This is a genomic window from Acidisoma silvae, assembly GCF_020618775.1.
Taxonomy (GTDB): domain Bacteria; phylum Pseudomonadota; class Alphaproteobacteria; order Acetobacterales; family Acetobacteraceae; genus Acidisoma; species Acidisoma silvae.
The window spans coordinates 19,374-41,874 of the sequence record NZ_JAESVB010000018.1 but is presented as its reverse complement, the minus strand read 5'-3'; the positions used below and the strand labels follow the sequence as shown (position 1 = coordinate 41,874).

Here is a 22,501-nt window from a genome sequence, read left to right as displayed (position 1 = left end):
TGGCTCTGTCGCGAATCATGTGAAATGATCATGCGTTAGGTGGCGGCATTCTGGCGCGCAGGAGTTCCGCGCCGGCGTGGCCATACATGGAGCGCTTAAGCGCCTTAAGCTTGTTGATCTGCCCCTCGGTCTGCCCATTGCTCCATTCATCGCTTATAGCGTTTCGAACCGCATCGATGTCTCGCTCTAAAATCTGCGCAAAACGCCTAAGGACTGAAAAACCTGAGAGCCGGACATCTGCGATCCAGATCTCGAGCTTCGTTGGATCTTTGCTACGCAGGATACCACGAAAGCGCGTGGCGAGTTGGAAGTCCGCATCGGTCTCGGCTGACGACTTTCACAGTCGGATGCTCTTTGAGCCAGCGCGCCAAGCTGGCCGTAGAGCGATCGGACAGGACATCCACGATCGAACGCCGTTCGAGATCCACTACAATTGTGCGGCAGCGGGTGCCGCGTCGCCAGCTCCAATCATCTATTCCCGCGACCCGGAGTGGCCCGTGAGGGGGAACCTTTCTTCTAATAGCGTTGAAACCATCCGGGCCGCTGTCCTGGCCGGAGTCGGAATTGGCCTATTCGCGAAGGTTTCGCTTGTCGATGAACTCCAGAATCCAAACATCATCGCTATCCTTGGTTACTATATTGAGGACAGCAGGGATGTAAGTCTGGTTTGGCCAAAACGCCGTTTTCTTCCCGTCCGTTTGCGTCGGGTAACCGATTTTTTGCGGAGGCTCTACCGCGGCGGATTTAGGGGGCTGTGGCGCCTCGGTCGTGAGAAGTCCTGCTAACATCCTGAATGGCAGGCCGCCGCGCTGCTCAATTCTGTTGGAGTACAGAGGAAAACTTCTCTAGAAGCCGAACAAGTTCGTGAACATCTTGAACATTCCATGTCGCTAAGAGTGCCCGCACCATCTTCTCCCTTGCTGCATCGACTGCATCAGCCATCTCCTTTCCCTTAGGCGCGATCACGGCTTCAGTTACGCGGCGGTCGGCCTGCCTTGGCTGCCGTGCTACAAGCTCCAGACTATCCAATTTCGCCACTTGGCGGCTCACCGTGGTGTAGTCTCGGCCAACGCGGTCGGCGAGTTCACCGATGGGAATCGGCCCGAACCGCTCAATAAGTATCAGGAGAGGAAACAGCGCTCGCTCAAGGGGAATGGCCGCTTCGCGAATGAGCTTTTCATCGCCTTGGGGTCTGTTGATGACTGCAACAATATCGAGAACCGCTGCGTGCAGCTTCCTCAAGAGTTCTGATGTAAGTGTATTTTGCACATTTTTTCTTGACATGGGGGCGCTCCATCATAATTATGTGCATAATGAACACAATAGAACGGTCAAGGCAAATATGAAGAAGATTTTGGTAGTAGGGGGAAGCACGCGCGCGCGCCGCATCTCGCCTTGTGTTGCTGGATGGGTGGCCGAGGTTGGACGATCCGCCATTCCTCATGCCTTCGAACTCGTCGATCTAAAGGATTGGCCGCTGCCCATGGATGATGAACCTGGCATTCCGGCCGCTGGAGACAATTACGAGAGCGAACTTACACGCGCCTGGAGCCACAAGGTTGGTGGAGCGGATGCCTTCGTATTTGTAACGCCGCAATACAATTGGGGATACCCAGCGCCGCTGAAAAATGCGCTTGACCATCTCTATAACGAATGGTCGGCAAAACCGGCGATGATTGTAACCTACGGCGGCCACTCCGGAGGAAAATGCGCGGAGCAGCTTCGCCAGGTGCTAGAGGCGCTAAGCATGCGGCTAGTTCCCACGATGCCCGGTTTCAAAATCAGGCGGCAGTTGATTGAAGCCAATACTGGGATGATTGATCCAGAAACTGAATTTGGCGACCATAAACTGAATTTAGAGCTGGCTTTTTCTGAACTGTCAGAAGGCCTCAGTGGGTAATCGCCATCTCGTTAGCTCGTTGAAAACGTCCGCTTTCAAAGGTCTTCTTAAAACTCTGATTGCTTATCTTGGGTCGTTATGTCCCCTTCTGCCGAAAGGCTGCGACGAACGCTGCCATGACTGTGGCAAGCGTCGATCCTATGGGCCCCGGGGCCCGCAGCATCCACACGGCTCAGGGTGGTGGCGCATGGTTGTCCAGCACCGTCACGAGGCCGCCAATGGCGAGTAGCGTCGCCATGCTCTCGGAGCCAGCCTGCGCGATTCCGATCCCGAGCGCCGTCGCTTCCCGCGCGGCATCCGAGCCGTCTACGACGAGTGCAAAATCGGTTTGGAGACGGCGCGTGCCGTCAGGCGCGCGAAATAGCCAGGGCATCATCCGCCCTGTCGTCGGAAAACGCACGCCGACCAGGCGATGCTGTACAAGGTCTTCGGGCGTGTGTGGCACGCCGTACTTTGCGAGATAGGCAGGGGCGCGCCGAGGGTGACGAGCGGCAAAGGTGTGAGACGCCGGACAAGGACGCTGGCGTCGGCTATCCGGGTGCGATCCGCACCGCGAGATCCCAACGGCCACCGCCGAGGTCAGCTTGATGGTCGTCGAGGGCAAGCTCCAGGCGCAATGTCGGATGAAGGTCCAAAAGTGGCGCCAAGGCGCGCAAAAGAGTCGGGGCAAGCGAGGGAGCGGCGGTCACGCGCACCGTGCCCGCGACCCCGAGCGGTGCCCCAAGACGGCTAGCCGCGGCCACGAGCGCGAGGGCTGGGCCACGAATCTCGGCGAGAAAACGCTCGCTGTCCGGCGTTAGGGAGAGTGTGCGGGTCGAACGCCGGAACAGTCGTGCACCGTGCGCGGCCTCAAAACGGGCCACAAAGCGGTCGACCGCAGCCGACGTCACGCCAAGCAGGTGTCAATATTCCGTAAGGCCAGGACTCAGTCCAAATAACTTCAAGGGGTTAAGAGGGGGAAATGTTCCGTTAAAACTGGACCCTGTTCCGTTGATTCGATATTTATTTTGAAGTCAAGATAAAGCGGCCGTGATAGCGGGACTCTATTAAAACGGACGACCGGGTCGAGAGATAGGCTTGTCTCAAATACCAGCAGAGTTCGTGCCCCTGATTGTATCTAGCATTCGGTGTTTGTGATCCTTGTAATAATAATCTTGGCTTAAAGGAACCGGTGACCGGCGAAAAGCAAGAATTCGGCCTTTTAGGAATGTTGACAGCCGAGGACGCTCGGGGCTTATTGACTGACGCCAGATCTTCTTGACTGAGAAACATTTCGTTAGCGTGTCTTCCTGTCGGCCGGTATTATGATTGACTATCAAAAACGAAATTAGGGAGCATGCAATGACGAAGCTGGAGAGTATACAAGCCGTCGTTGATCGACACGCTGTGCTTGGAATGGCGATTGTGGTTGCGGCCGTCGATCCTGAATGGGGCGGAGGAATCAAATATATTTATGCCACATCCAGCCCGATGCGGTCCGACGGTAGTCCACTCGACCTGTCGCCGGTCACGCAGTTCGAAATTGCATCTATTACCAAGACTTTTACCGCCACGATGTATCTCGACAGAATTGGCGGTCTCGATGGGTCTTTTAAAGATCAGGTAACTTTGCCATTTCCAGAATCTGTCTTAAACATGCCTATCCAGGCTCTTTCGAATTATACATCGGGGTTCCCACCAGACAATGATTCGAATTTTGGCATAGATGCGCGAAAGTCATTGAAAGAACTGTGCCATTGGTTCAACACAAAATTTCCACCCGAGAACAAGCCGGTATCAAACTGCGGGGTTGTTTATTCTTACTCGAATCTGGCATTTGACTTGCTGTCTTTTGCGGCTCTTTGGTGCAGTAGTGTCAATGATGACGTTCTGAGCATGTATAATAGTCAATTGGTGATCCTGCTCAGCCATCTTTCTCTGACCATGCCGAACACCACGCTTTACGAGGCATCAATGATTTCGTCGCTCCCGCTAGGGTTTTCCGACAGTGGGCCGTTCCCGATTCCTGCGCAGGAAGACATGTACGATCCTGTGTCTGGCGCGATTATGGATTTTGGTTCTGGGTCATTAGTCAGCACAGCAGAAGATATGGCGCAATGGCTTTTGTGGAACATGGGGCAGTTAGGCTCTAATCCAGGACTTGCGTTGCAGCTCCAACAACCGAACTGGGGTCTTCTTCCCTATTCCGGAGTCGACACCGTCATTGTCAGTAATAGCTGGTTCTTAGGACAAGTCCCTCCAAATCTCGGTCCGCGTCCGCCCAACCTGAGGGCTTCACAAGCTGGATTGGGTTTCAACAATGGTCGGACACATCTAGTCCGTCCCAATCTGGTTGTGTCGTTCTCGCAAGCGGGCCAAATGCGGACACCATCGGTTTTCAGGTCATCGAAATTCTGCTGACTGGAACAACGGCTGGAGAAGTTCGCAAAGGTCCAGGGAAGAACGGACCGGTGGCGAAGGACATGGCCTGAGCGAAGGTCCTAACGGGAGTGGGAAGGGGGAGTGGAAAAATTCTGGTCAGAATGCCGCCGGGCCAGGAAGATGGCGGCTTTCGGCGATATGGCGGCAGTCATGCTGTGGGAGCTCAGGCTCGAGGCCAAAACCGGCAGGGAAGACATGGAGACGATTGAGGTCGGCAGGCTCCACCGGCACAATCACACTCTGCGCAAAGCTTGTCCTAATACCTAACCAAATCGCCTGGCTGGCGGGCTATCTTTTTTTCGAGCGAGCGAACTACCGCCAGGCAATGTCGTCTCATCGCGCGGGCTGTCCTGCCTCTGCGATATACGGTTGGCTGCAGACATACCGAGACAATGTGGGTAAATGAAAGCCCGGGAGTGCCGCCTTGTGCCGTTGAGTCTGCGCCGTGATCTTAATGGCACTCTCAGGAATATCAGTTTTGATCAAAACGGTTTCGTCAAGCGTCTATCTCGGAATACGTCTTTAGCGAAGACCGCGAGCTTTCGCATGCGGCGGGGATCGCAGTTTTCCCATGTTTGCCGCTGGCTGTAGGGCGGGCGAAAATGTGTCATCCCAGACTGTTGTTTCATAGGAGCCCAGCCGACGAGAGCTACGGCCTGGCCTTCCTTCATCGATCCAACTCAGGCAAATGGGCTATCAAGGCATAAGCCGTAATTGTCCCTAAGCCCGGTACGCTTGCCAGCACCATGTCGAGCTATTTCTGGACAAAAGGGTGGAGAATATTTTGGCCAGAACTAGACTTGGTCGCGTCGGGCGTAAAGCGACACCTTAAGTTTTTCTGCCCACACAAATTTTGGTTTTGGGCATAAGCAGTGCTTGTGACGTATGGTAACAAAAATCCCGTTCCTGTTGCATTGGCTTCCTCTTACAACAACGGCAGGAAGCGACTGGGAGGTGACACGTCTGAGCTAAATGCTCAGTGAAGTGCCGCGGCCCGATAACAAGGGTTCAATCTTGATCGCGATCGTACGAATAGCGCTGAGCAAGCCTTACACGTTTGTCGTGATGGCGATCCTCATCATGATTTTTGGCGTGATATCGGCTATCCGTACACCGGTCGACATTTTTCCTGATATCGGCATTCCCGTCGTCAGTGCAGTCTGGAGTTACACGGGCTTGTCGCCGGACGGCATGGCTGGGCGGGTTGTGTCGATTTATGAGCGTTCGCTTACGACGACCGTTAATGACATCCAGCATATCGAAAGCCAGTCTTTAGCTGGCTATGGCATCGTCAAAATTTTCTTTCAGCCCAATGTCAATATCAATACGGCCCTAGCTCAAGTCACGGCGATTTCTCAGACAGTCTTGAAGCAAATGCCGGCAGGTATCACGCCTCCGATTATTCTCAGCTATAATGCGTCCAGCGTGCCGATTATTCAGTTGGCATTGTCGAGCGACCGCTACTCCCAGACCAGGTTAAATGACCTCGCGCAGAATTTTATCCGCCCTCAGATCACCACGGTGCAGGGTTCGGCCATCCCGGCACCCTACGGCGGCGCAGCGCGGCAGTTGCAGATCGACCTGAACCAGCAGGCGCTGCAATCCTACGGGATGTCGGCCGGTGATGTGGTGAACGCACTGACCTCGCAGAATTTGATCACGCCTGCGGGCACCGAAAAGATTGGGAAGTTCGAATATACGGTGTCGCTCAACGACTCGCCCTTGCGCATGGCATCGTTCAGCGAGCTGCCAATCAAGGTGGCGCATGGCACGTTGATCTATATGCGTGACGTTGGCACCGTTTATGATGGCAGTCCACCGCAAACCAATCGTGTCGAGTTGGACGGCAAGCCCGGCGTGCTCATGACCGTGCTCAAAAATGGCTCGGTCTCCACACTTGCGATCATCGCGGGCGTTAAAAAACTTCTTCCCCAGGTGTCGCAGCTTCTTCCCCCCGGCGTTGACATGCGCGCCGTGGGCGATCAGTCGATCTTTGTTAAAGAATCCGTCACGGCGGTCATCCGGGAAGGTGTGATCGCTGCCGGGCTAACCGCGATTATGATATTGCTCTTCCTTGGAAGCTGGCGCTCGACTCTCATTATAACGGTCTCAATCCCCCTCGCTATTATGAGTTCGATCACCATCCTGTCGTTACTGGGTGAGACGATCAATGTCATGACCTTGGGAGGATTGGCACTTGCCGTCGGCATTCTCGTCGACGATGCAACCGTTACCATCGAGAATATCAATTTTCATCTGGAGCAGGGCAAGAAGATAGAGCCGGCCATTATGGATGGAGCCCAGCAGATTGTGCTGCCGGCCACCGTCTCACTGCTCTGCATCACGATCGCCTTTACACCGATGTTCGGTCTCGGAGGGGTTGCCGGCTATCTCTTCCGCCCACTCGCCGAAGCCGTCGTCTTCGCGATGATCAGTTCCTATGTCTTGTCGCGCACGCTGGTGCCGACCATGGCGAATTTTCTGCTGCGCGACGCGATGGGCCAGCCGCATGGCGTGAAGAAGGCGGCGGGCGGCAATCCGTTCATACTGTTCCAGCAGAAGTTCGAACAGGGTTTTGAATTCATCCGCGGCCTTTACCGCGGTATGCTTGCTCTGGCGCTCCGTACCCGGCTGCTGGTGATCGGTGGCTTCTTCACCGTCATCGTCCTGTCTGCGGGGCTCGTGCCTTATCTCGGCCAGAATTTCTTTCCGGATATCGATTCTGGGGAAATAAAATTGCATGTGCGGGCGCAGACCGGCACCAGGATCGAAGCCGTGACGGCCCTGATCGAACAAGTGACGCGGACCATTCGCGCCTCGCTGCCGTCGGACCAGATCGGCAGCATCGTCAATAACATCGGTCTGCCGATCAGCGGCATCAACCTCTCTTACGGCAATTCCGGCACTGTCAGCGTCGCGGATGCCGATGTGCTGATCACGCTAAAAGGCCAGCACCAACCAACGGCGGATATCGTCAAAATGCTGCGCGAGAAGTTGCCGGTGGACTATCCCGGCACAGTCTTCTCGTTCCTGCCCGCCGATATCGTCACGCAAATCCTGAATTTCGGCCTGCCCGCTCCGATCGATGTGCAGATTGTCGGCAATAACCTGACGACGAGCCGTGCCTATGCCGACCAAGTTCTGGCAAGGCTGCGGCGCATTCCGGGCGTTGCCGATGCGCGCATCCAGCAAGCCTTTCAGACGCCGACGCTTAATGTCGCGTTGAACCGCACCTTCGCCGGTTTGGTCGGGGTGACGGAAGGCAATGCTGCCACCAATATGCTGGATACGCTTGGCGGCAGCACGCAAACGACGCCGATCTACTGGCTCAATCCAAATACCGGCGTGTCCTACCCAGTCGCCGTGCAGACCCCGCAATACGCCATGAGTTCACTGGGCGACCTCGACAATCTGCCGCTTCGTGCCGGCGGCTCCACCCAATTGCTCGGCGGACTGGCAACAATTCAGCCGGGACCCACCGATGCGGTTGTCACGCATTACAATACGCGGCCGGTCATCGATATCTACGCCACTCCGCAAGGGCGCGATCTGGGTGCCATTGCGGGCGACATTCGCCAAGTCCTGGCCGAGACGGCGCATGACCTGCCGCGTGCGACCTCCGTCAGTCTCCTCGGGCAGGTCAGCACCATGGCCAGCGCCTAGGCGCAGCTCTATTACGGCCTCGGCTTCGCTATCGTGTTGATCTACCTCTTGATCGTCGTGACCTTCCAGTCCTGGATCGATCCTTTCGTCATCGTGCTCGCGCTGCCTTTTGCACTGGCTGGCATCGTCTGGATGCTGTTCGTAACCGGCACGACGCTGTCAGTGCCTGCGTTGACCGGCGCTATCATGTGCATGGGGGTAGCGACCGCGAACAGTATTTTGGTCATCAGTTTTGCCCGGGAACGGCTGGCGGCTGGCCGCAACTCCGTGCAGGCTGTCATGGAGGCGGGAAGCACCCGCTTTCGCCCCGTTCTGATGACGGCGTTGGCCATGATCATCGGCATGGCACCGATGGCGCTTGAACCGGGGCAGAACGCACCGCTCGGGCGGGCCGTGATCGGTGGCCTGATCTTCGCGACATGTGCGACCCTGTTCTTCGTTCCCCTTGTCTTCTCTCTTGTCCACGCACGCGACCATCTGAAAGCCCCGACGGGCGCGATGGCTGCGGCGCGTCCCATTTGATTTCGGCGAGAACGGAGTTCTCATGTCCCAACACCCATCCCCCGATCCGGACGATGTCGGCGGGTTTTCCAAAGCACAGTCCGACCCGCATGGTGCAGCAGACGCACCCGTACGGACCATTCGTCCCTGGTGGGTCGGCGTCACCGGCATCATCATAGTGGTCGGTGCCGTTCTCCTCGTTGTGCGGGGAATTTCAGCCCGTGCGCATACTGAAACGGCACTGGCTGTCTGGACGAATGCCCAGGCGGTGCCGACGGTCGCCCTGGTCGAACCTAAGGCCGACGAACAGGAACGCCAGATTACACTGCCGGGCACCATACAAGCATACTACGCTGCACCAATTTACCCACGCGTCACCGGCTACGTGAAGTCCTGGAGCACAGATATCGGCGCCCATGTGACCAAGGGTGAGGTGCTGGCAAGGATCGATACGCCTGATCTCGATCAGCAGCTCATTCAGGCTCAGGCTAACCTCGCAAGCGCCGTCGCGGGAGAACAGTTAGCTACGGTTACGGCAAACCGTTGGTCTCAGCTTCTGAAGTCCCAGACCGTTTCCCTGCAAGATCAGAACGAGAAGATATCCGACGCGATCGCGAAACAGGCGGCGGTGCAGGCGGCCCAGGCGAATGTCGGGCAGTTGGAAGCTTTTCAGCGCTACAAGAATATCGTCGCGCCGTTTGATGGTATCGTGACGGCGCGGCGTGTCGATATCGGCGATCTCGTCTCCGCGGGAAGCGCCGGTTCCGCGCTGTTTCAGGTCTCGGACGTGCAAAAGGTGCGGATTTACGTTCAGGTGCCACAGGCCTTTGCATCCAAGATGCAGCCAGGGCTGGGTGCAACGCTAAGCTTGCCGCAATATCCCGATGAGACTTTCAGAGCGAAGCTAGTGACGACCGCAAACGCATTCGATGAGGCATCTCGCACTGTGCAGGTCGAGTTGCAGGCAGATAATCAGGATGACAAGCTCTGGCCCGGCACATTTACCGAAGTCTCTTTCACCCTGCCGGCGGCTTCGCATGTTCTTCGCGTTCCGGCGACGGCGCTTGTGCTCGACGCCAATGGCGTGCGCGTCGCCTTGCTCGGCAACGGGGATAAGGTAAAATTCCAAACCGTGACGCTCGGGCGCGATCTCGGCGATCAGGCCGAAGTCTTGAGCGGTCTGTCGCTTTCAGACAGGCTTATTGATAGCCCTCCAGAATGGCTAAGCGCGGGTGACGCGGTAAAGGTCGCCAACCGCGCGCAGTAGCCGCGGATGAGTTGGCGGTTGCAAGCGATGAACCGCACCGTTGCCGGCGTCGGCCCGCATTCGGACAGCTTGAGAGAATATGGATATGCTACCAATATCATGAGCGAACGTTAATTTCGTGCGGTCAGGCTTTAAATAAACATTTGAGCCAATGCTTCTAGCTAACGGTCTGGCAGAACGTTCAGAATCTCGGGCCGCTCGTAATCGAGTGCCACCGTACCATCTTTTGCATTACATGCGGAGCTATAGGCATTTATTCGTTACACACCATTACGTTACCGACGCGAAGACGGCACCATCCATAGTTATATTTACGCCTGTGACATAGCTGGCCCGTTTCGAGGCGAGAAACACCACGACATCTGCAATTTCCGAGGGAGCCGCCATACGCCCTAGCGGTATTTTGGCAATTGCACGATCTAACGCTTCTGCGGCCGAGATTCCCCCCGCTCGCGCGTCTGAGGCCATTCCTTCTGCTACCCGGTCAGTATCGGTTAGTCCGGGATTTACGCCAACTACACGAATTCCGTGGCTAGCGTACGCGGTAGCAAGACCTGCAGTAGCCAACATAAGCGCCGCGTTTGCGGCACCACCGGGCAGGTGGATTGCCGACGCAATCTTTCCTCCGTTCCCAATGACATTGACTACGACGCCAGATTTTCGCTCTGCCATGAGCTTTAACAGCGGGTCTATCACATTTATATAGGTGAAGTATTTCGCATCCATGGCGGCGTGCCAAATCTCTGGTGTCAATTCACTCGGAGGAGTTCGTTTGGCGCCGCCGGCTGAGTTCACCAGTATGTCGACCGGGCCTAACTCATGTTCTACTCGATCCACCATCCGAGCGGCTTCTAGAGGGTTCGATAGGTCGGCACAAATGCCTAATACGTCGCCCAGGACGTTGCGCGCGCGGGCAATATTTTCCTCTTGGCGAGACACGATAGATACACGCGCCCCTTCGGCCTGAAAAGCTTGAGCACAGGCAAGGCCGATGCCTTTCGACCCACCTGTGATGAGAACTATTTTTCCAGATAACTCGAGGTTCATGGTTGTTCCTTGTTAGTAAGGCCATTGAGTGATTGGCCCATTCTTTGATCTTTTCAAAGGAACGAGCCTAAAAATACGTTCTGACAGTTTGGCAGACCAGATTGATTGCGATCTCGGGATTTTGAAATGTTCTCTCAACGGGTGACCGGAGAATGCTCGACGAGTCATCAGTTTTGCCTCATACGAAACCTGCTACAGGAATATGGGAGCGGCACAAAGCAACCTGCATGTTGATTTTAATTTTAACGAATTTGCCAGCGGCACATGGTTACCGCTCGACGTCAACTGCCCGCCAACTATGCGTAATTTCGTCCAATCTAATTTTAAGATCAGACGAAAGTGGCCCCTGTTCAGCTGCTGCCAAGCTGTCGGCAAGCTGGTCAGGCCGGCTGGCTCCGATGATGGGCGACGTAATTGCTGGATTGGAGAGCACCCACCGCATTGCCATAGTTGACATGCTCAATCCGGCTTCCTTCGCGACGGAGCGAAGGGCTTCCACAGCGTCAAACGCTTGCTCCTGCCAGTATCGGTCTTGATAGCGCGACCCAGCACTACCCAATTTGAAACGCGTGCCTTCGGGTGGCGGCGCCGCGCGGTTATGCTTTCCAGTCAGAAGGCCGCCCGCAAGTGGATTGTAAGGGATAACGGCAATCTGCTCTTCGGCACAAAGTGGCAGGGTATCGCGTTCAAAACTACGGAACAGAAGATTGTAGCGAGGCTGCACGGAATCGATGCGGGAGAGGCTTCTAGCTTCAGCACGGCCTAGGGCGCGCGCAATTTTATAAGCCGGCCAGTTAGAGACGCCGATGTAACGCGCTTTCCCGCTGCGTATGATGGTGTCGAGAGCTTCAAGAGCTTCATCCAAGGGGGTCGCGGGATCATAGCTGTGAAGTTGGTACAGGTCGATATAGTCAGTCTTAAGGCGACGAAGGGAGCCGTCCACAGCGTCGAGAATATGCTTACGAGACATGCCCTTGTCCCAAGGTTTTGGGCCCATTTCACCGACGCACTTGGTGGCAAGTACAAAGTCGTGACGCTTTCGGGAAAGCCAGTCGCCGATGATGGTTTCGGTTCGGCCCTTCGTATCTTGTGTTCCGCCCAATGGGTAGACATCTGCCGTGTCAAGGAAGTCAATTCCTCCATCTGCGGCAGCATCGAGGATAGCGTGACTTTGCACCTCGTCACATTGCAAGCCGAGTGTCATGGTTCCAAGGCATAGAGTGGACACATGCAAACCAGTACGACCAAATCTCGTGTATTTCATGGAAATGTCTCGATGCACTTTGTTTGATTTTAGCGGCTGTCAAAACTGCAGTGCAGCTTCCAACTTGGGTTAGAAATGATCAGACCTCAAAAATATTGGCTAGCCGCCTGAGGATCTAGGATTATTGTGTATGATGGCCTTTCTGAGAGCTACAGATTTTTAAGGGGACGACGAAGAACTGCTTCATTTTGCAATCTGGCCGGCTACGAAGTGTTCATACCAGAAGGTTCTCTATGCGGATTGGTAGATCCCGCACTCGAATGCCGGTGGCATGGTAGACCGCGTTCGCAATCGCGGGTGCGGCGCCGACCATTGGAAGCTCTCCGATGCCCTTAGTTCCCAGAGGATTGCTGATCGGGTCGACGCTATCGACAACGATTGTTTCAATATCGGGGACGTCGGCATTAACGGCCACGAGATAGTCCGAAATATTGGCGTTGGTAATCCGGCCGCTATTAGGGTCCACGCGCGTCTCTTCAAAAAGCGCCATACCCATGCCGTAGATGATACCGCCGATGAGCTGACTTCTAGCCGTTTTCGCATTTAAGATGCGGCCACAGTCGAACGCGCCCACCCAACGGCTAACGCGAACGATACCAAGGTCTGGATCGACCCGAACTTCGGCAAATTGTGCTCCAAAAGCATGTTTAGAATATTTTTGTGCATCCGAATCTGGATGCGCGCCAGCGGTAGCATTTAACTGGGCGATTTTCGCACGTGCAAATATCTGGGCGATGCTGAGGCGATCGGTCGGGCCGATGACAGCACTCTCGCTAAGGGCCAGCGTTTCAGGAGAAATGCCCCGCCATTGAGGTCCACCGTGGTTGATCGCCAAAGCGAAGAGCTGTGACTTCATGCCTTGCGCCGCGGCCTGAACGGCAGGCACCACACTTGCTGACGTCATAGAGCCACCAGAGACCGGAGCACTCGGCAGTCGGCTGTCGCCCAATTGCGTTCTGACCTTTCTGAGGGGCAACCCAAGTTCGTCTGCTGCGACTTGCGCCAGTGTCGTGTATGTGCCGGTGCCGATATCTTGGGTGCCAGAGCGCACCAATGCCGATCCATCTGCCGTCAAACGGATGGAGGCCGAGGCCGGCATACGATTTGTCGGATAGCTGGATGTGGCCATGCCCATGCCGACAAGTAGATGTCCGTCGCGCATGGAACGCGGTATCGGATTTCGCTTCTCCCAGCCGAAGGCTGTGGCACCTTGAGCGTAGCATTCGCGAAGGGCTTTACTGGCAAAAGGCAGCCTCGCCGTCGGATCGTTTTCAGCGTAGTTTTTGAGCCTGAACGCAATCGGATCCATCTTGAGCGCGGCCGCCATTTCATCCATCGCAGACTCAATAGCGAAGGCGCCGGAAGATTCGCCGGGACCACGCATGTAGGTCGGCAAGCCATGGTTGACCTGCACGAGGCGGTGCGACGTGCCAATGCTGGGAGCTTCGTAGAGCATGCGCGTAATAAGCGCAGACGGTTCGGCGAATTCTCCGACCTCTGGCATGGAGGTCTGTGTTTTTACGTCATGCCGGACCGAAAGCAGTTTGCCGTCCGGGCTTGCAGCCAACTTGACCCGCTGCACTGTTCTGGGGCGGTAGCCGTTAGAAGTAAACATCTGCTCGCGTGTCACGACGAGCTTAACGGGGCGGTTGACACGCCGGGCCGCCATCGCTGCCAGGACAGCCGGTGGCCAGGTATTGCCTTTGCTGCCAAATCCACCGCCGACATAAGGGCATATGACGGTGACGCTCTTTGGCTCCAGGCCAAAGAGCGAGGACAGGGCTTTTTGCGCGCCACTGATACCCTGCGTTGCTGTCCAGACGGTGAGCTGGCCACCAGACCAATTGGCAATGGTAGCGTGCGGCTCCATTGGATTGTGGTGCTCAATGGGCGTTGTATAAGTCTGCTCGACGCGGAGCGTGCCGGCTGGGAGGAGGGGGGCAGCGTCACCAACTTGACTGTCTGGCTTAGCGCGGCCGTTGGAGAACTCTTTCGGCGTCACGGATTGAGAAATGGCTTGATCCATCGTGTTGACCGCCCTCGTCGCTCGATAGTTCACGCGAACGGCCGCAGCCGCAGCCGTCGCACGTTCAAAAGTGTCAGCCACAACAACTGCGATATGCTGACCGTTGAATTTGATGTTGCTGTCTTGGAGTAGCGGGTAGGTTACCTTTTGTGGCGCGGCTTTCAGATTGCCAAGTTTCTCAGCATTGTCGGTCGTGATGATCGCAAGAATACCCGGCATTGCTTCCGCCAAGACAAGGTCGAAGCCTGTGATCTTGCCAGCAGAGATCGTGCTTTGGACTAGGACCGCGTGAGCCGTGCCAGGGAGATCAAATTCGGCCGCATATTTTGCGCCACCCGTGATCTTTGCTTTGCCGTCGATCCGATCAACGCCCTGCCCAACATACATTTGCACGGTCCTCAGGCAGAGACTGTTTGCAAGGCGCGCACGATTATTCTCTGTGCCAGCCTGATCTTAAAAGCATTCATCTGCGTGGTTTCTGCCCCAGCCGCAATCTTGAGGGCCGCCGTTTCAAACACTTGATCGTTCGGCGTCTGTCCCCGCAACGCTATCTCTACCAGAGGCGCCCGCCATGGCATGGTGCCGACCCCGCCAAGGGCGACGCGCGCATCCCTGATTGTGCCGTCTTCGATGTCGAGCGCCACAGCTGCGGAGACGAGCGCAAAAGCGAAGCTCGTACGGTCACGCACTTTCAAGTAGGTCGAACGACGGCTAACGCCCTGAGCCGCCAGTATGACAGCCGTAATCAGCTCGCCCGGCTGAAGATTGGTCTCAATATGAGGTGTTGTCCCAGGGAGGCGATAGAGTTTTGACAAAGGAAGTCGACGCGTAGCACCCCCGGGCGCTTGCAGTTCTACTTCTGCATTGAACGCCATCAAAGCGACGGGCAGATCGGAAGGATGGGTTGCGATGCAGTGCGAGCTTGTCCCGAAAATGGCAAGGTCACGGCTGTCTCCTGCGATAGCCGGGCAGCCGCTCCCAGGCGCGCGCTTATTGCAGGCAAAACCATTGTCGCGGAAATACAAGCAACGTGTCCGTTGCAAGAGGTTGCCACCCATGGTTCCCATATTGCGAACTTGTGGTGACGCCGAGAGTAGCAGCGCTTGAGAAATTGCGGGCCAATCTGCTCGTATTACTGGATGAGCAGCGACATCGGCCATGGTTGCAAGGGCACCAAGTCTTAACTCACCATGATCGTTTGTGATGTTAGAAAGATTGAGCTTATCAAGATCAATCAGCTGGCGCGGTGCGATGACATTGTTTTTTAAGAGCTGCATCACATCAGTGCCACCCGCAATGAAGGTCGCCCCTGGAACGCCACCTAAGATCGTGGCATCCGATAGACTGGGCGGATCGGTGATCAAGAAGCTTTGCATCTCAGGCTTTCTCAGACAGTTGGCCGGATGCATCCTGAATCGCGGTCACGATATTCGGATAGGCGCCGCAGCGGCAGATATTGCCGCTCATCCATTCACGGATCTCGTCTGCCGAACCTGCGTGCCCTTCCTCGAGAAGAGCTACCGCGGACATGATTTGGCCTGGAGTGCAGTAACCACATTGAAAACCATCGTGATGTAAAAAAGCTGCTTGCACTGGATGCAGCTCATCACCGTGAGCAAGGCCTTCGATCGTAACAACGTCTTTGCCTTCGCTACGCGCCGCCAGGACCAAGCAGGAAACAATCCGCCTACCATTGATGTGAACGGTGCAAGCGCCGCAGGCACCGTGATCACAGCCCTTTTTCGTGCCTGTTAAACCGATATATTCGCGGAGGGCATCGAGGAGAGACACCCTTGGTTCGATATCTAGGCTAAACTGTTGCCCGTTCACCTGTAGGATGACTGACTTAAGACCAAATTTTTCAGGGTGATTGTCGACTTCGCCAGCCTGTGCCTTTAACCCAGCCGGCAGTGTCGCCAGGGTCGCAGCGCTGCCAAGAATCGTCCGCCGAGTGGCATCTGGAAGGCTCATGCTAATTTGCCAATATTAGTGGTCTTTACAAGAACTCTAGCTAACCTAGAACTAGAAGCGGACGATCCGCGAATCATCTTAAGGTGATTGAGCGGCGCTTAATTACTATGCTTTGTAACAAAGTTGGTCGTGGGCCTAAATTAGAGAGGCAATTACTTCGATAATCAGTGCAGACGGTTGAAGCATCAGATGAGTGGCCGCCATGAATCCATTCGTTCGGCATCGGTAACACCGGGGTTTACGCCATTGTCCGGGCACAAAGGGAGCGTCGCGCCGGACGGCCAATTTGATCGTGAGGATATTGGGCTAAGCCTGAAGCGTGCCGCCAAATCGATTAGTCACCGCTCTGGTGCTGCTGCGCGATATGTTTAGCGACAAAATCGGATCGCGCTGGCAGCCAGGCACCCACGCAATTCGAAGCCGGTCCGAGGACTGCAGGTCCGGGTGCGTCATGCTGCCTGAGGTCAAAGCTCAGCCTTACGAGCAATCGAAACCCTTAGAACCGACCGCTCGCTGGCAGGCCTCGCATCGGTCGGTTGAAACGATCGATATCGTCACTGTGGCCGCTTCCGATCTGATCAGTCTCTCCCAAGATTTCGTATAATCCATATGGCCATTAAACTTATTAGGTAGTTTTCCTCACGACATTTCTAGCATCCCCTTTCGAGGTAGCCCCGTATCTTGAGCGGGCGAGCGTGTAGCCCTCGTTCGTCAACTGATTGGTGGTTTTAGTCGACTGACCTGATTTCAATTCTAGCCAAACGGAAAAATTCGATGCCGATCTATAATGTTGAACTTTCACGACACACCGGAGCAGACCAGAGTGAGGCAGTAAGTCTCACCAGAATTTCTGCATCGTGCTTCCTGGATGCCCGCGCGAAAGCTTGCGCTATCGCTGCTGAGCGCGTGCAGGGATGGGAAGGCGTCACACCTGACGATGTCGAAACCTCGGTGAAAGCCCTCAATTAGCGCCAACTGGTTGGAGTTAAAGTCAGCGGGGCTTCTGCCACGGTTTCAGTTGTGGCAATCCCGCTGAAAGTATTCGTTGTCCAAAGTACAGGTTGGACGCGGGTTATGTAATCAAGGGATTTGCACTCGAGTACGCTGTTTTCTGAACGTCGGGACCAAAGATTAAGCGTTCAGACCTCGAGCGCTTCACGCACGGCGCGGATCCATCGCATGGTTTCGGTTTCCATCTGGAGTTCATCGTCAAAGCTTGACGTTGCGACCTCCGCTCGCTCCATATCGGACAGCCGCTCCTGCAAGGCTCGCTTTTGGTGCACCTCGAGCTCCGGTAGAAGGGCGAGCAAGAGGAGCTAATGGCAGGACGCTTTGATGCGCAGACTTGCGACAGTCGCATGCAGTTCCGTTTCGAGGTCCGGTTTCATAGACATCCAATCCTTGGTTGATGCAGAGGTGGCGTAGATGCTGCCATTCGGCAAGCGCTGCTGGCGGATTGGCTCGATTTTTAGTGCCATAATCGAAAATCCCTGCTGGCCGGCATCGCAGCTTTGGGGTGCACTGAGCCGGGATTGGGCCGGCGCACTTCATCTGCGCGGCCGAGATTGGCTTCGTTCCAGCGAGGATTGCTTTCCGAAACGCCGAGCGTCGGCAAGGGATCGCTGCGGTCGAAGAGACGACGCAGATGAGATGGGTGATCGGCATTGGCATGCTCGGTTGCGCGTTCGATACGGCCTTTGGCCACAATCAGCTTCGCATCGATCATGGCCGAGCGGACCCGTTCGCCGACATTGGTGTAGATCACCAGGTGGGCGATCCCGAACTCGTCCTCGAGCGTCACGAAGACGATACCCTTGTCGGTGCCAGGGCGCTGTCGCATCAGTACGAGCCGCGGTAGCCGGATAGAGGTGCCGGTGCGCGCGGTGTTAAGAGGCCTTGTGTCGTGGAAGCCGAGCTCCGTCAGCATCGGACGCGGAAGGGCAAGGGTGCTGGCGCAATGTCAGACTGGTCGCTGTATAATCCATGACAACGGGCTGCCCGGCCGCCTCGGCCGGCAAGACCGCGGTCGATTCCTGAATCAAGGGGGCGTCGCCGAGGCTGCTTTCAGCAAGACGGAGCAGGGGCGGGATGTCTCGCTCGATCGCCTTGGCATCCCACATGACGGCGCGCGGCCCTGGCCGAGACTAGCAAAGGCATCCGCCTCGGCGAGCGCCTCGATCGCCCGGCGGCTAACGCTGGCACGGCGGGTGCCAATATTCCGTAAAGCGGGTCTGCCTCAAACTGTGGGCAAACAGGACCTTGATGCTTGCACAAGGCATTGAAAGAGCTCAGGTAAAACATCGTATCCGAGCTTTCACCAGCAATTCAATTTCCCTGCTGCCTCTGAGCCTGAATTGTTCAAACACCACAGTGTGTTAGGGCGCCGAGAGCCTGCGGCGGTGTCCACAATCTGAGGAAGACCCATTAAAGGAACATAGCTAATTTGAGCCAAGATGTGAGACAAGTGAGAGCCAACTTGCCCGGGCGGCGGCTGATGGCGTTTTTGGCAATCTGGTATTGTGGTTACGTTCCACAACTTCTCATGCGGTCTCATTTTGGCTAAGGGCCATATCATGGCTTCATCGACTACGCTAATTCCGAAGGCAGTCCATTCGCCCGGCGGGAAAACAAGCATTCCTCTGCCTGGTCACGTTATTGGCCGTGCCAAATTTAGCAAATGTGGCCGCTACCGCCAGGAGCTCTGGCGAACGTGGGGAGAAACTGACCGCTACGCGCTATTTATTGGTATGAACCCATCGACCGCCTCGCATCTGGTCGATGATCCAACCTGCCTAAGGGAATGGAAGCGAGCCGAGAGAATGGGCTTATGCGGCTATGCCAAGGCCAATGTCCTGGATGTCCGTATCACGGACTCAAAGACTCTACATCGGTTGGATTATTCTCCGGTCAGCAAGGCCAATCTGCCCGCGATCCTTCGGCTCGCTTCGAAAGCCGAAATCATTGTCGCGTGCTGGGGGCGCCTTCATTCATCGCTGGCGCATTATACCGAAGGTGTCGAGACGGCCCTCAGAAACAATGGTCACACGTTGCTCTGCCTTGGTCAGAACGCCGACGGTTCTCCTAAGCATCCGCTGTATTTGAGGGCCGACGCGGAACTCGTGCAGTATAGTCGCTGACAAGGCCGAACTCTGACGATGCTGCTTTCGGAAATTTTATGCGACGGCGCCACAACCGACATTCGGAAACTGCTAAAAATCTATGTGGCAACTCACAATCAGGCATCTAGGAATGTTAGGCGGCGAGCGTCGGGACGCCTAGCCCTCAGTCAAGAAGCCTCAGGCGTCCCTCCTGGCATTCGGACGCTCACCCAGCGGAGATCGCCGAGCTCCCCGCGAAGAACCTCACTGGCTACGACGTTGTTATCGTGCATTGGCCTGGGATCGTTCCGCAATAGTCCGTTGGGGCTAGCGCGCGCCCCGGGCCTTTCTATAGGTGCGAGTGGAGCGTATCACCAAGAACTTTAGGGATTTCGTCCAGCAAGAGGGGAGGCGGGCTGAACTCCCTCCTGGACATCGGTCATCAAGCTGAAACCGACGGGGCATGGAATGTTGCCGCAGCCGTTCCCATCGAACTGAATGCCACCCAACGCAGATTTTAATGGAAGTCCGTGAACGGATGTCAGTTTTTTGCGTATTCCGATGATGTCGTCCAGACATTCCGACGCGATGTCGCCCACCGTTCCGATCTGATGTCGCCCTATATTCCGGGGTGATGTCGCTCGTTTATGAGCCTCAAAGATATCGACGTTGATTTTGCGACCACGTTCGGCGCTTGGGTAGAAGCGGCCGGATTCGTTCCTACTCTTCGCCGGTCAAATTACTTGGATAGCACTTGCTCTTGCCTGCAATGCTGGCCAGTTGGCCTCGGTTCCCTTGGGTCCATATCCCGCGCCACGCCACCCCGACCATTTTCACAGTCCCTCTAATCTGCTCACAGACCCGCACCATACATCGACAATAGAACCGCAGAAAATAAAAATCTCAGTGGGAAAATCCAATATAATTAAAACAAATTATCTAACTATCGAAATTTCGTGTAATTTATTTAAATGATTAATAATTAAATATTTGCTAATTATTTATATTGAGCGCCAATATTGTTTTCAAAATAGGGCGATATTTCTTGACCTCGATAAAAAGTGTTGCGTTCATTGGAAATTCCCTTCCCCGTAAATGTGGCATCGCTACTTTTACTACAGATCTTCAGCGAGCAGTCGCTTCATCGCAGCCGGCACTTGAAACATGTATTGTCGCGATGAACGACTTTGATGAAGAATACGACTATCCAGAGACAGTAAGTTTTGAAATAAATGATCAATGCATAGATGATTACGTGGCGGCCGCCGACTTTCTTAATTTAGGAAGGTGGCAAGTTGTATCTCTCCAGCACGAATTTGGCATATTTGGTGGGGAGGCTGGCAGTCACATATTGGGACTTTTATCCCGATTGGCTATGCCTGTTGTCACAACATTCCATACAGTGCTTGAATTCCCTTCCCCAGGCCAGCGCAACGTTATGGAGAAAATTATTGCGCGGTCTTCAAAGATTATTGTTATGGCAAAGAAGGGCCATGAACTTCTCCGCTCAGTATACAAGACACCAGAAAATAAAATTGAAGTGATCCCGCACGGAATCCCCGATTTTGCTTTCGTGGAACCGGAGGCCGCTAAGATCATTTGTGGCTTCCCTGATAAGCAGGTGATCCTGACCTTTGGGCTTTTGTCTCCCAACAAGGGAATTGAAGTCATGATCGACGCTATGCCAAAAGTCCTGGAACGGTGCCCATCTGCAGTCTATGTCGTGCTAGGGGCGACACACCCGAATTTAATTCGTACGAATAAAGAAGCGTATCGCTCTAGACTAATCGATCGAACAAAAGCACTTGGATTGGAGTCGAGCATCATTTTCCTTGACCAGTTCGTGGATGTTCCCAAACTTCTAACGTATATCTCGATGTGCGATGTCTATGTCACGCCTTATCTCGATGAAGCCCAAATGACGTCGGGAACTCTGGCTTACAGTTTTGGGCTTGGCAAGCCAGTAGTTTCCACGCCCTATTGGCATGCTCGAGAGCTATTGGCAGATAACCGTGGTACGTTAGTGCCATTTGGCGATTCTTCAGCTACCGCAAATGCTATCGTAGCCTTGCTGACAAGCGATGCTCGAAGACAAATGATGCGAGACAGAGCTTACGCGGCTAGCCGGCCAATGACATGGCCGCGTACAGCAAAGCGAATGCTGGCCGCTTTCGATGCTAGTCAAGCTCCACAGCTAGACGACGTTGGGATATCCGACATCAGCAGTGCAGCACCGTTCTTACCAAATGATCTGCCGCCATTGTCCTTCATTCACCTTTCTAGAATGTGCGACGATACAGGTCTTCTTCAACATGCGGTGCACGCGGTTCCCAATCGGGCACACGGCTATTGCACAGACGATAACAGCAGGGCTCTCATCCTTGTTTCTGCCCTCAACGGCTTGGGGGAGATTCAACTACCAGACTCTCTGGTGGAGAAATTTATCGCTTTCATCCAGCACGCATGGAATGCCGATCTAAAGAGATTCCGAAATTTTATGAGCTACGGACGGGAATGGCTCGACTCGGCTGGATCAGAGGATAGTCATGGACGAACGCTATGGGCACTTGCCGCCTTCATGGCATCTAATCCAGACCCGTCCTATCGCCAGTGGGCTTTAGAACTGTTTATTGCTGCCCTGCCTGTCGCCGATAATTTCACATCACCACGGGCTTGGGCCTCTACCCTGCTAGGTTTGGACCATTATTGTTCGTCTATTCCCAACGACAGTTTTGCACAGGATATGCGTTTACGGCTGGCGAACCGGCTAATGTCGCTCCGACATAATACCGCAACGCCGACATGGGCGTGGTTTGAACATTCACTCTCCTATGACAACGCTCGCCTGCCTCAGGCATTAATCGTCACGGGCGCTGCCGTCGGCAACTCTGATTATGTTGAGGCCGGGCTCAGTTCGCTAGATTGGCTTATCGCACGACAGACGAGCGCGACAGGAAAATTTCAGCCAGTTGGCACTCAAACGTTCGGCCAATATATGACCTTGCCGAAACCCTTCGATCAACAGCCTATCGAAGCAACGGCAACAATTTCAGCGTGTCTTGCGGCATGGCGCAGTAACGGGGATGCGGTGTGGCAAGAGCGGGCAATGCGCAGCTTTGCGTGGTTCCACGGTTCTAACGACTTGGCGCTAACCCTGGCAAATTCCCTTAGCGGCGGTTGCCATGACGGTCTTCATCCAGACCGTATGAACGAAAATCAAGGAGCGGAATCGACTCTTTGCTACCTCCTAAGCCTTACCGAATTGCGGGAGATCGCCATTGTAGAGCGGCAGGAAGCATCTAACCAGGCATTTGAGGATTATAGGCGTGAAGCTTAAATTGCC

Annotated in this window: 18 protein-coding genes and 2 pseudogenes; 8 read left to right on the top strand and 12 right to left on the bottom strand. The window is 55.0% G+C overall.

Annotated features, from left to right (window positions below; all coding sequences use genetic code 11):
* Positions 1-28 precede the first annotated feature (28 nt).
* Both ASILVAE211_RS21805 and ASILVAE211_RS21800 read right to left on the bottom strand, forming a co-directional pair.
* The gene (locus tag ASILVAE211_RS21805; protein WP_456304499.1) at positions 29-280 is read right to left on the bottom strand and encodes a transposase; all 252 of its coding nucleotides are present in this window, start codon (positions 278-280) and stop codon (positions 29-31) included.
* 28 nt (positions 281-308) lie between these two features.
* Positions 309-491 (bottom strand): annotated as a pseudogene (locus tag ASILVAE211_RS21800) (transposase); the annotation flags it as partial.
* A gap of 6 nt (positions 492-497) precedes the next feature.
* Between ASILVAE211_RS21800 and ASILVAE211_RS26545 the strand changes: the two are divergent.
* Entirely contained in the window at positions 498-785 is a 288-nt protein-coding gene (locus ASILVAE211_RS26545; protein ID WP_227323477.1) for a LysR substrate-binding domain-containing protein, read from the top strand.
* 28 nt (positions 786-813) lie between these two features.
* Here ASILVAE211_RS26545 and ASILVAE211_RS21790 read toward each other — a convergent pair whose 3' ends face one another.
* A complete protein-coding gene (locus tag ASILVAE211_RS21790) occupies positions 814-1,284 on the bottom strand; it encodes a MarR family winged helix-turn-helix transcriptional regulator (protein ID WP_227323476.1) in 471 nt (156 codons plus the stop codon).
* 58 nt (positions 1,285-1,342) lie between these two features.
* Between ASILVAE211_RS21790 and ASILVAE211_RS21785 the strand changes: the two genes are divergently transcribed.
* Positions 1,343-1,900, top strand: a complete 558-nt coding sequence (locus ASILVAE211_RS21785; RefSeq protein ID WP_227323475.1) for an NADPH-dependent FMN reductase — start codon at positions 1,343-1,345, stop codon at positions 1,898-1,900.
* Between the two features lie 172 nt (positions 1,901-2,072).
* Here the strand turns inward: ASILVAE211_RS21785 and ASILVAE211_RS21780 are convergent, their stop codons facing one another.
* Both ASILVAE211_RS21780 and ASILVAE211_RS21775 read right to left on the bottom strand, forming a co-directional pair.
* Positions 2,073-2,471: a LysR substrate-binding domain-containing protein gene (locus tag ASILVAE211_RS21780; RefSeq protein ID WP_227323474.1), complete on the bottom strand. Its 399-nt coding sequence runs from the start codon at positions 2,469-2,471 to the stop codon at positions 2,073-2,075.
* Positions 2,431-2,790 (bottom strand): hypothetical protein, encoded by a 360-nt coding sequence (locus ASILVAE211_RS21775; protein WP_227323508.1) that lies wholly within the window; start codon positions 2,788-2,790, stop codon positions 2,431-2,433. Before ASILVAE211_RS21775 ends, ASILVAE211_RS21780 begins: the two co-directional genes overlap by 41 nt.
* 451 nt (positions 2,791-3,241) lie before the next feature.
* Here ASILVAE211_RS21775 and ASILVAE211_RS21770 point away from each other — a divergent pair, with 451 nt between their 5' ends.
* The 3 genes and pseudogenes from ASILVAE211_RS21770 to ASILVAE211_RS21760 all read left to right on the top strand — a co-directional run bounded on the left by ASILVAE211_RS21770 (position 3,242) and on the right by ASILVAE211_RS21760 (position 9,752).
* Positions 3,242-4,300 (top strand): serine hydrolase domain-containing protein, encoded by a 1,059-nt coding sequence (locus ASILVAE211_RS21770; protein WP_227323473.1) that lies wholly within the window; start codon positions 3,242-3,244, stop codon positions 4,298-4,300.
* A gap of 993 nt (positions 4,301-5,293) precedes the next feature.
* Positions 5,294-8,506 (top strand): annotated as a pseudogene (locus ASILVAE211_RS21765) (efflux RND transporter permease subunit).
* A 22-nt stretch (positions 8,507-8,528) separates the two neighbouring features.
* Positions 8,529-9,752 carry an efflux RND transporter periplasmic adaptor subunit gene (locus ASILVAE211_RS21760; RefSeq protein ID WP_227323472.1) on the top strand — a complete coding sequence of 408 codons (1,224 nt, stop codon included), beginning with the start codon at positions 8,529-8,531 and terminating at the stop codon, positions 9,750-9,752.
* A gap of 270 nt (positions 9,753-10,022) precedes the next feature.
* Here ASILVAE211_RS21760 and ASILVAE211_RS21755 read toward each other — a convergent pair whose 3' ends face one another.
* From ASILVAE211_RS21755 to ASILVAE211_RS21735, 5 genes are all read right to left on the bottom strand, one after another.
* Complete coding sequence (locus ASILVAE211_RS21755) at positions 10,023-10,799, bottom strand: SDR family oxidoreductase (RefSeq protein ID WP_227323471.1); 777 nt, start codon at positions 10,797-10,799, stop codon at positions 10,023-10,025.
* 268 nt (positions 10,800-11,067) lie between these two features.
* On the bottom strand, positions 11,068-12,063 hold the full coding sequence (locus tag ASILVAE211_RS21750; RefSeq protein WP_227323470.1) for an aldo/keto reductase: 996 nt from the start codon (positions 12,061-12,063) through the stop codon (positions 11,068-11,070).
* A 214-nt stretch (positions 12,064-12,277) separates the two neighbouring features.
* Positions 12,278-14,476, bottom strand: coding sequence for a xanthine dehydrogenase family protein molybdopterin-binding subunit (locus tag ASILVAE211_RS21745; protein ID WP_227323469.1), 2,199 nt, complete (start codon positions 14,474-14,476; stop codon positions 12,278-12,280).
* Between the two features lie 11 nt (positions 14,477-14,487).
* Positions 14,488-15,465: an FAD binding domain-containing protein gene (locus ASILVAE211_RS21740; RefSeq protein ID WP_227323468.1), complete on the bottom strand. Its 978-nt coding sequence runs from the start codon at positions 15,463-15,465 to the stop codon at positions 14,488-14,490.
* A gap of 1 nt (position 15,466) precedes the next feature.
* The gene (locus tag ASILVAE211_RS21735) at positions 15,467-16,060 is read right to left on the bottom strand and encodes a (2Fe-2S)-binding protein (RefSeq protein WP_227323467.1); all 594 of its coding nucleotides are present in this window, start codon (positions 16,058-16,060) and stop codon (positions 15,467-15,469) included.
* Between the two features lie 774 nt (positions 16,061-16,834).
* Between ASILVAE211_RS21735 and ASILVAE211_RS21730 the strand changes: the two genes are divergently transcribed.
* Positions 16,835-17,029 carry a hypothetical protein gene (locus ASILVAE211_RS21730; protein WP_227323466.1) on the top strand — a complete coding sequence of 65 codons (195 nt, stop codon included), beginning with the start codon at positions 16,835-16,837 and terminating at the stop codon, positions 17,027-17,029.
* A gap of 347 nt (positions 17,030-17,376) precedes the next feature.
* Here ASILVAE211_RS21730 and ASILVAE211_RS21725 read toward each other — a convergent pair whose 3' ends face one another.
* Positions 17,377-17,538, bottom strand: coding sequence for a hypothetical protein (locus tag ASILVAE211_RS21725; protein ID WP_227323465.1), 162 nt, complete (start codon positions 17,536-17,538; stop codon positions 17,377-17,379).
* Positions 17,529-17,900: a hypothetical protein gene (locus ASILVAE211_RS21720; RefSeq protein ID WP_227323464.1), complete on the bottom strand. Its 372-nt coding sequence runs from the start codon at positions 17,898-17,900 to the stop codon at positions 17,529-17,531. Before ASILVAE211_RS21720 ends, ASILVAE211_RS21725 begins: the two co-directional genes overlap by 10 nt.
* A gap of 733 nt (positions 17,901-18,633) precedes the next feature.
* Here ASILVAE211_RS21720 and ASILVAE211_RS21715 point away from each other — a divergent pair.
* Positions 18,634-19,197: a DUF1643 domain-containing protein gene (locus ASILVAE211_RS21715; protein ID WP_227323463.1), complete on the top strand. Its 564-nt coding sequence runs from the start codon at positions 18,634-18,636 to the stop codon at positions 19,195-19,197.
* Between the two features lie 1,138 nt (positions 19,198-20,335).
* Entirely contained in the window at positions 20,336-22,495 is a 2,160-nt protein-coding gene (locus ASILVAE211_RS21710) for a glycosyltransferase family 4 protein (protein ID WP_227323462.1), read from the top strand.
* Positions 22,496-22,501: the final 6 nt, after the last annotated feature.